Annotated in this window: 8 protein-coding genes and 1 pseudogene; 5 read left to right on the top strand and 4 right to left on the bottom strand. The window is 53.9% G+C overall.

Going from position 1 to position 8,008, the window contains the following annotated elements:
* The first annotated feature begins 396 nt into the window (after positions 1–396).
* Genes ACXPVS_RS22670 through ACXPVS_RS22660 form a run of 3 tightly spaced genes read left to right on the top strand, consistent with a single transcriptional unit; the run spans position 397 to position 1,821 of the window.
* Positions 397–1,038 (top strand): DUF6088 family protein, encoded by a 642-nt coding sequence (locus tag ACXPVS_RS22670; protein WP_222586637.1) that lies wholly within the window; start codon positions 397–399, stop codon positions 1,036–1,038.
* Positions 1,038–1,268: a BPSL0761 family protein gene (locus ACXPVS_RS22665; RefSeq protein ID WP_074876662.1), complete on the top strand. Its 231-nt coding sequence runs from the start codon at positions 1,038–1,040 to the stop codon at positions 1,266–1,268. The genes ACXPVS_RS22670 and ACXPVS_RS22665 overlap by 1 nt, the downstream gene beginning before the upstream one ends.
* 55 nt (positions 1,269–1,323) lie before the next feature.
* On the top strand, positions 1,324–1,821 hold the full coding sequence (locus tag ACXPVS_RS22660) for an antitoxin Xre/MbcA/ParS toxin-binding domain-containing protein (protein ID WP_315903115.1): 498 nt from the start codon (positions 1,324–1,326) through the stop codon (positions 1,819–1,821).
* Positions 1,822–1,986: 165 nt separating this feature from the next.
* Here ACXPVS_RS22660 and ACXPVS_RS22655 read toward each other — a convergent pair whose 3' ends face one another.
* Together ACXPVS_RS22655 and ACXPVS_RS22650 are read right to left on the bottom strand one after the other, a co-directional pair.
* The gene (locus ACXPVS_RS22655) at positions 1,987–2,799 is read right to left on the bottom strand and encodes an inositol monophosphatase family protein (RefSeq protein WP_074876658.1); all 813 of its coding nucleotides are present in this window, start codon (positions 2,797–2,799) and stop codon (positions 1,987–1,989) included.
* A gap of 284 nt (positions 2,800–3,083) precedes the next feature.
* A complete protein-coding gene (locus ACXPVS_RS22650; RefSeq protein ID WP_159439168.1) occupies positions 3,084–3,224 on the bottom strand; it encodes a hypothetical protein in 141 nt (46 codons plus the stop codon).
* A 655-nt stretch (positions 3,225–3,879) separates the two neighbouring features.
* On the opposite strand from ACXPVS_RS22650, the gene ACXPVS_RS22645 reads away from it, so the two are divergent.
* Positions 3,880–4,212 carry a hypothetical protein gene (locus ACXPVS_RS22645; RefSeq protein WP_074876652.1) on the top strand — a complete coding sequence of 111 codons (333 nt, stop codon included), beginning with the start codon at positions 3,880–3,882 and terminating at the stop codon, positions 4,210–4,212.
* A gap of 483 nt (positions 4,213–4,695) precedes the next feature.
* Here ACXPVS_RS22645 and ACXPVS_RS22640 read toward each other — a convergent pair whose 3' ends face one another.
* The gene (locus ACXPVS_RS22640) at positions 4,696–5,703 is read right to left on the bottom strand and encodes a DNA-binding protein (RefSeq protein WP_458511878.1); all 1,008 of its coding nucleotides are present in this window, start codon (positions 5,701–5,703) and stop codon (positions 4,696–4,698) included.
* 180 nt (positions 5,704–5,883) lie between these two features.
* Between ACXPVS_RS22640 and ACXPVS_RS22635 the strand changes: the two genes are divergently transcribed.
* A complete protein-coding gene (locus tag ACXPVS_RS22635; protein ID WP_458511877.1) occupies positions 5,884–6,864 on the top strand; it encodes a tyrosine-type recombinase/integrase in 981 nt (326 codons plus the stop codon).
* Positions 6,865–7,092: 228 nt separating this feature from the next.
* Here the strand turns inward: ACXPVS_RS22635 and ACXPVS_RS22630 are convergent.
* Positions 7,093–7,842, bottom strand: a pseudogene (locus ACXPVS_RS22630) (hypothetical protein); the annotation flags it as partial.
* Positions 7,843–8,008: the final 166 nt, after the last annotated feature.

The following is an 8,008-nucleotide window of genomic DNA, read 5'->3' as shown; positions in this document are numbered from 1 at the left end:
CACGCTGGAGAAGTTACCGACCTGGCCGAATAGCCGGCTGGATGAGTTGCTGCCATTGAGATCAGCTGCCGAGTAAAGGTGGCTGGGCTGGAGGCTTACATTTCGGGTGCGATCCATTCAGTACGTCACCCCTGGTTTCGTAAATGAAACCGGTCATTGGAAAATGGAGCCGCTCCTTGAGGCAAGTGAGGCGATTAATCCACAGGGGGAACGGGTTCCGCTGTTCAAGGTTTCTGATCGCACCTACACGCACTTGGGGGTGAACACCGAGGTGAACCTAAAAAGCGTTAGGGTTCTATTCCCAGCAGTCAAAAAAAAGCGCGACTGACATCGACCATAAGGCTGCTATGCCTAAATCGTCGCAGCACCGCCTCAAACGCTCAAGACTGGTGTGTCATGTCTGTTACCGCCAATATCGTCAAACGCCTCAAGTACACCCCGAAAGCGCAGCCTTTCAGTATCAATCGCTTTGCTAATTTAGGTTCGCCAGGGGCTGTGGCCAAAGCCTTATCTCGCCTTGCTGCATCAGGTGAGCTGGAGCGACTGAGTCGTGGTATTTACATGCGACCAAAGCTGAGCCACTTCACTGGTTATGTGCGACCAAGTACTAAGTCAGTCCTAGGAGCAATCGCTAGTCATAATCGTGAAATTATTCAGGTACATGGTGCAGAGGCTGTCAGGTATTTCGGATTGAGCACTCAGATGCAGATCAGACCGGTTTATTATACGAGTGGCGCTAGCCGCGAGGTGAAAGTTGGGGCGAAGCGCATACGTTTGCTCCACGTTGCCTCTCAAAAACTACAGCATGCTGGCACGATCGTCGGATTAGCGCTTTGCGCCCTCTTCTACTTAGGCAAAAATGGCGTGAGCGATACGGTCATAGCTAGTATCAAAGCTAAAATGGCTCCGTCTGAATTCAAGAAAATCGCGGACTGTGAGATTCCTACCTGGATGCAGGCCGCACTTCGTCATGCTATTTCATGGCCAACTCAGCAGGCTGTAGCGGAGCGTCGCATCCGTCCTCATGGAGATGAATAATGACGATGCCAGACGAGCGTTCCCGCGCGGTGGTGCAGACTCGCGAATTTTTAGTTGAGCTATGCCGAGATAATTCGCTTCCAGATCGGGTAAGACGTGATGCCAAGTTTTTGTTACGGCACTTTCCAACTCGAGATGACGTGGCTTTGGCGGGACGAATAGAGGAACATAGCGACACTTTGCCTTTCGGAGCTTCGGGGCCCGTATTCAGCTCTACAATTGCGCGATGATTTTTTGGTGACGGTTCGCCGCCCCCTTCCCGGAAGGCTCCATCCAGGTTTCCCGTTGCTCATCCATACTGAAACAATGAATACCCCAACGACCGCTCGGCGTCAGCTAAACAAGAAAGGCGAATTGCGTGATGCCGCTATCGCCGCATTCTCGGATTTCAGCGCCAATCGCGTTTTACTGAAGGACTCAGAGCGATTGCTCCAGATCAAAGCAGGGTTTTCCGCTGAGCTTTTCCAGGTGGTTTGCATAGCTTTTGACCTCCAGGGGCATAGCTTAGAGATACTCCTCAACACGTCAATCTCCACGTTCAAGCGACGTAGCCGTGAGCAAAAGCCCCTCAACTCCGTCGCTTCAGAACGGCTAGATCGTGTTGCCGTGGTCTGCCATTTGGCTGAACAGGTGTTCCAAAATAGAAATATGGCCGCGTGCTGGATGTCGAAGCCAAACAAAGCCCTCGGCGGAGATACGCCAGTACTGCTCTGTGGCACTGAGATTGGAGGCAAGCAGGTTCGTCGGGTACTTCAAGCGCTGGAATGGGGAGGTCCTGCCTAGATTCAAAATTCGGAGCGTAAGCGTTCCGCTAATCGACGCCTGGGTTTTAGGAGATTTCATTAGAGAGGTTTTCGGTTGGGCTCTTGCGGACTGTGTACAGTTGAATCGGTCAAATACAAACGATACCAGTTGCTCGAATAAGTTGGGCAGCGGGTTGGTTGGGTATTAAGTGAAAATAAGATCCCATTCACGAGCCAGCAAGACCCGGCACGCGGCCACTGAACCACCGAAGCACCGTTGTGAAACCGTTTGCATATTGGCTTCGGTAACGTAGGTAATCACTTCGCCTCGCTCATCAAATAAAACGCCGCCCGCTCCTATCAAGAGTGCGTGGCCCGCGACAACGTCATGTGCTGAAACCGGATAAAGAGAGACGCCACAGACCCCCTCCCCGGCGGCGACTTTGGCGAGCCTGTAGGCAATGGATGGCATTGCTACAAAAGTGCTGGGGCTGCAGAGCTCGCTATTAAGTTCAGGCTTATTGATTGCGGCGGCACTGACCATCACGAACTCGTCGCTCGACAGCGTTTTGGTCGTAAGCCGTGACGTGACCGACTGTCCATTGCGGTTCACCTCGGCCATCCCTTCTGCCCAAGCAATGCAATCAGGCGTTCCCTCAACGGTGACGGGGGCATACACAACACCTAATACCGGCGACTGTTTGTGCAATAGACCGATGGAAAGGGATGAGCCTTTGAGCCCCTTGAGAAAATCTGCGGTCCCGTCGTTCGGGTCAACTACCCAGCACCACGGATGGCCGGTCAGAAGATGTCCGGTCTCTTCTCCCCAGAAGTCGCAAGGAAGCAGCTTCAGTAGATGCTGATGTAAGAACTGTTCGATTTCTTCGTCTACGGCGGCCTTGTCACCTTGACCCCGAGGTCCGTCAACTCTCGCCCACTCGGCAATTAGTAGTTGCCCGGCACGAATAACGACCTCAAGGGTCTGACTGAGCAGTTTTTCAAGGTTTGGGGTTCGCACGAAATGGGACGCCCTATGGTTGGGTGAGGTAATGCAGTGGTCTCGACTATAAGGCGACGCGAATTGCCCCTTAGTCGTCTAATAAACTGTCAGCCAAACTGGAAACATCGCTTTTCAAAATCTGTGTTTACCCTTCTGCCTCTTCCCGCAGGATTCGATGGACTTCGCACTCAATCTACGCCCGCAATGACTGTTGATGGTTGATAAACCTACGCGCTGTGAAGGGATTTCGCTGCCATTAAGACGCTGTCCATTTTGGGTTAAGGATTGGCGAGTCAGGTTTTTCAATCTGTACGCCCTGTTGCTTCGACCTGTACTAGCAGAAAAGCCGCTTTTCCTTTCTGGGTGATGACGAACGTCTGCCCCTGCGCAACCAGCACCAGCATACGGCGGCGAGCTTGGCTTTTGCTGTAAGTGGTGCGCATGGCCGATCCCCTGACCAGATTTTAGACAGAGTAGCCTGTTATTCCATTCTGCTACCTCAGCGCACTGACGGCGCCACCCAACACATGGGGGGTGACACAGCGCTCGCAGGCCGATCGCTGCGCCACGGCGGCAGCCTTTCCGACCAAACCAGCACTTCCTCGTATATAGCCATGCTTTAACCTCTAAGTCCGTGAGGTTGTAAGGATAGTGCACCAGTCGCTACCTGGTGGCCGGCGAGCTCTGAGTCTGGATGACGACGCCCGCGACTCCGTCGCCTTTTGACAACCTGACTGTATGGCATAGTGGTCCTGCTTCCGCACACAAAGAATCAGCTGCTCTCAATGCGTAGGTAGAGCAAGTGCGAGATACCAAGATCCCATTTGGCGAGCACGTCGGTCGTTCTCTCAACCGGCAGTTTCCGACCCGAAACCGGACTCCGCGAAGGACAGTTATTGGCCGTTCTCTGCCGGTCATGTCCAAGAATTGTGCTGGTCAAATCCGATGCAAATGACGGGTCAAATCGAATGCAAATGGGTGGGCAAGTCCGTGTCATTACCCAATTGGATCTGAGTAGGTGGGACTATCGACTGGACAAACTCGCCATGCTGATAGAATGCACTCGCTGCTCATAACCTCCCCCTCTTGAGAATTGGCATGAATCCAGATTTAACTGAAGAAGAAATGCGCCGCGCGCTGTTCGGTGGTAGCGAGCAAGCTCCGCAATCCAGTGAATCCCCAGCGCAGAAGCCCGTCTCGGATATCGTGATCAGACAACCAGCAAAAGTGGCCGAGAAAAAGAAAGTCGCGAAAACATTTACACCCAGGCTGAGAGTCACACTTCGAGTGGGCAATGAATTTGAAGGCGAGACGCACGAGATGGTTCATGAGGCCGATACGTTAAGTACCATTTTAGCCGAGCAAGAAGCTACGAGGGCAGCCAAGAAAAAATTCCGATTTGTGGAAGTGGTTTCGATCAAGTCAATGTAAGAGAACTTTCCCAAGGCTTGCGGGCAAGGTGTGGAACGCTTTTCACTTGGCGAATGACTCGAACGATCTCTTTAGGATGGGGGATCCAGGCCTGATGTCATTGATGGGAATCGACCTAGTACGGTCTGTCGATGCCGGCAGTTTATCCCCGATTGCCGCCGCTGATATCCGAAGATCGTTTACAGCTACAGCGTTGTGCAAGCGAACGCGGAAGTGTTTTTGGTATGCAACATAAAACAATCTCTAGAAGCTCACAGCGGCGTTACTTCACCCCTGATACACATGAGGCTCCCCCGTGTCCATTTTGGGCGCCACCTTCTTCGCTGGAGACTTCAGTCGCCCAGCACGCTTCACTGGCCCCGAATAATGGCCCGAGGTAACCATCTGGTTCAGGCGCTCATGCGCATGTTTGAGGTCAGAAGGGCTTGCCACAAAAATGCTATACACCATGTCAAACTTGATCAAGTTAGCTCTCCTCTTCCCTTATCGTGGGGAGCTTTCATTGTCAGTGTTTGGATGAGCCGTGGCTTGCCGCAACTGAGTGAGCTCCGCAGAATATTGTTCCGACAGTCTTTGGGCTTCGGCCAATTGCGCGCTTGCCTGTGCCAGGTCCTCCTCTAGTCGCTTAGATTCGGCGCGCGACGTACCGAGCTGCTCTTGAAACGCTTCCTTCGCTCCGACTGCCTTGGCAACAGCTGTCTTCATTGCAGTAATCTCACCGGTCAATCGAAGCGCCGCGTCTTCCTGCGTCGCGACCACTTTACTCTGCTGGCGAGCCTCACTCAGTAGGCGCTCATTATCTCTGTTCAGTCGAGTCAGCTCATCCTGCTTGAGCATCAACGTTTGCTGCAGCTGTCGCAGCTCAACCTGAACTTGCTGCACCTGCCCTTCGTGACGACGTTGCTCTTGGTCGCGCTGATCCTTTACGGCCGATCGGTAGTGCTCAAGTGCGTCACGAGCATGCGAGTGCTTTTCTTCCAGCGAGCGAATCTGCTCGTCTTTCTCAAGCACCCGTACCCCTAGGTCAGCACAGCTTTGGCTCAAGCGAGCATTGCGGGTGAGCTCGGCTTGCAGGCTTGTCTGACAAATCTGCAACTCATCCGCTTGAAGCGCTAACGCCCCTTTCTGACTATCCACTTCACGCTGCAATGAGGTGAGTTCGGCACTCAAGCCGTCGAGCTTTTGCTCGAGCTCGCTACGCTGCTCGTCGAAGCGCGCCTGGGCGTATGCAAGAGCTTCGCCGCCCTCCTCCGTCATTCGCTCTAAGAGGCCGGCAACAAGCTCGGTTAATTCATCACTCAGCCGCTCTCTAGAGGCTCGCGGCCGGGGGTCAAAATCTTCTATTTCCTTCAAATAACGGTGAATAGTGGTTTTTGAGCCGGTATTTCCCAACTCGATGCGCACGGCGTCGATGCTCGGATTCTCTCCCCGAGCAAGCAGCGATTCCCGGGCTTTATGGACAATCGCCTTGTTAATTCCGCCGCGTGCCATTTTTCTCTCCTACGATTTCGTACTGTTTTACATACCACGTATATACATATCACTTTCCTGCTATAAAAGAACAATATAAGGGTGATTCTTTGATAAAATAATGGAACGTTATCGCATTATAGAATTGGTTTTGGCCTTTTCCGTCGCCGGAAAAGGTACGTTTCGCGCAGAAGGGTCGAGATGAACAAGGCAGATCGTTACCTGCAGGCCGGTACCCGGGACAATACCCGGCGTAGCTATCGCGCCGCGGTGGAACACTTCGAAGTGACCTGGGGTGGGTTTCTGCCGGCGACCGGCGACGGCATCGTGCGTTACCTCGCCGAGTACGCGGATAAGCACACCATCAGCACGCTGAAGCAGCGCCTGGCCGCATTGGCTCAGTGGCACATCACGCAGGGATTCCCTGACCCCACCAAGACACCCGCCGTGCGCCAGATGATCAAGGGCATTCGGACATTGCATCCCGCCCAGGAGAAACAAGCGACTCCCCTGCTCCTGCAGGATTTGGAACAAGCCGTTCAGTGGTTGGAGCACGACGCCGAACAAGCGGCCGCCCGCCAGGACTTAGCCGCCCTGCTGCGCAGCCGGCGTGACATAGCCCTGGTGCTGATCGGGTTCTGGCGGGGGTTTCGCGGGGACGAGTTATCGCGCTTGCGGGTTGAACACACCCAGGCGCAAGCCGGCGTGGGCATCACCTTTTATCTGCCGCACAGCAAGGGCGATCGCCAGCACCGCGGCACGACGTTCCGTACCCCCGCACTGAAGAAGCTGTGTGCGGTGCAAGCCTATGTGAACTGGATCACCGTCGCCGGCATTGCGCAGGGACCGGTCTTCCGAAAGCTCGATCGTTGGGGGCATCTGGCGGACTACGGCTTGAATGCCAACAGCCTGATTCCACTGCTGCGGCGAGTTTTTAATCGTGCGGGTGTGTCTGGCGATCTGTACACCAGTCACTCGCTGCGTCGCGGCTTTGCCACCTGGGCGGCGGCGAATGGCTGGGACATTAAAGCGCTGATGACCTACGTCGGCTGGAAGGACATGAAGTCCGCCATACGCTACATCGACACGGCAGATTCCTTTGGAGCGTTGGCGATAGGCCAGCCGCTCACCTCATCAGCAATTCTCCAAGCACAAGCGTTGACAGCGGCTGAAAACCCCTAGGGCCGGATGAGGTTTCACATGGATAGTCACAGCGCTTGCTTCACTCCCAAACTTTCCGGCCAATAGAATGGCCGCACAGCACTGCCATCCGGTCAATACCATGCTGTAAAGCGGAGTTATGGACGGTCAGCTTCAACCACTGGCAATGTCCGCTTTGGGTTGTGGATTGCTGCCCTCCGTGACAGGCAGCAATCGGCCGAGAGTGTGTAAAAACGCTCTGACCTCATCGTCTTGGAACATCGACCTTTGTTGGCTGACCGGCACGTATTCACTGATTTCGTAGATGGTCAAACCGATTTTGACGCTTCCCATGTAAACCACCGTGGGACGATGCGGATGCCAGAGCGCAGGATGAAAGTACCTCTTGGACTCTTTTTCTCGGTGATCCACGGGCGCACGAGTCATATGCGTGGTGGAATCAGCGAACGTTACGGCAAAGCCCTTTTTCATCAGCGCCAAATAAAACTGATTGGCAAAATCCACGGCGTGAGCAAGTCCGGTACGGCTGATGATGAGATCTGCCATGGAACGTTTGGTTGGTCGCAAATAACCGTTCTCGCCTTCCCTCGCCTTTTGGAAATGCTCTTCGATGCTCAGCAGTAGTGGGTGTTTTCGAGGTAGCGTCGCATTGATGGTTGCTGTTTGGAGACCCAGTTTCCGTGGTGCTTTGGGCAAGGTCTGAGAAACCTTGAGGGGCGCACCGTTACGACTCCAGGCGACGAGTGTGCCCGGCAGCGCTGCTGGTAGGGGTGGACGAGCTTTTCCTTTACTTGCTGCAACCTGGGTCCAGTACCCCACTGGTGGTCGAGGGATATTCAAGCTGGCATAGATCCGAGCCAAATAACTGGAAGAAACACCATATCGTTCCCCTATTTTGGTCATCGGCGTCGACCAGGCTTGTTCGTACAGCAACTCTCTTGTCACGACGTCTTCGGACGAGTCATCGGCTGGAATGGGGGCATCAGGTGTGTCTTCCATGGATAGGCATCCTTACGCTGCTGCCCGGTATCCTCCTTATGCAGACCTGTATTACTAATTTGACAGGCTGAGTTCGTCAATCACACTCACCGCTCAAAATTTTTAACTGGACCGTGATTACAAGGTGATTCTCCCTAATTCGGCAGCCCGTGAATGGGCTCAGGGA

This window comes from Pseudomonas sp. Ma2-10 (genome assembly GCF_054330215.1).
This window is presented reverse-complemented; position numbering and strand designations above follow the sequence as displayed.

What these genes read in the sequence shown, in the direction of transcription:
- ACXPVS_RS22670 (WP_222586637.1), top strand. Translation starts at nt 397, where the DNA reads ATGTCTGTTACCGCCAATATCGTCAAACGCCTCAAGTACACCCCGAAA.
- ACXPVS_RS22665 (WP_074876662.1), top strand. Translation starts at nt 1,038, where the DNA reads ATGACGATGCCAGACGAGCGTTCCCGCGCGGTGGTGCAGACTCGCGAA.
- ACXPVS_RS22650 (WP_159439168.1), bottom strand. Translation starts at nt 3,224, where the DNA reads ATGCGCACCACTTACAGCAAAAGCCAAGCTCGCCGCCGTATGCTGGTG.
- ACXPVS_RS22645 (WP_074876652.1), top strand. Translation starts at nt 3,880, where the DNA reads ATGAATCCAGATTTAACTGAAGAAGAAATGCGCCGCGCGCTGTTCGGT.
- ACXPVS_RS22640 (WP_458511878.1), bottom strand. Translation starts at nt 5,703, where the DNA reads ATGGCACGCGGCGGAATTAACAAGGCGATTGTCCATAAAGCCCGGGAA.
- ACXPVS_RS22635 (WP_458511877.1), top strand. Translation starts at nt 5,884, where the DNA reads ATGAACAAGGCAGATCGTTACCTGCAGGCCGGTACCCGGGACAATACC.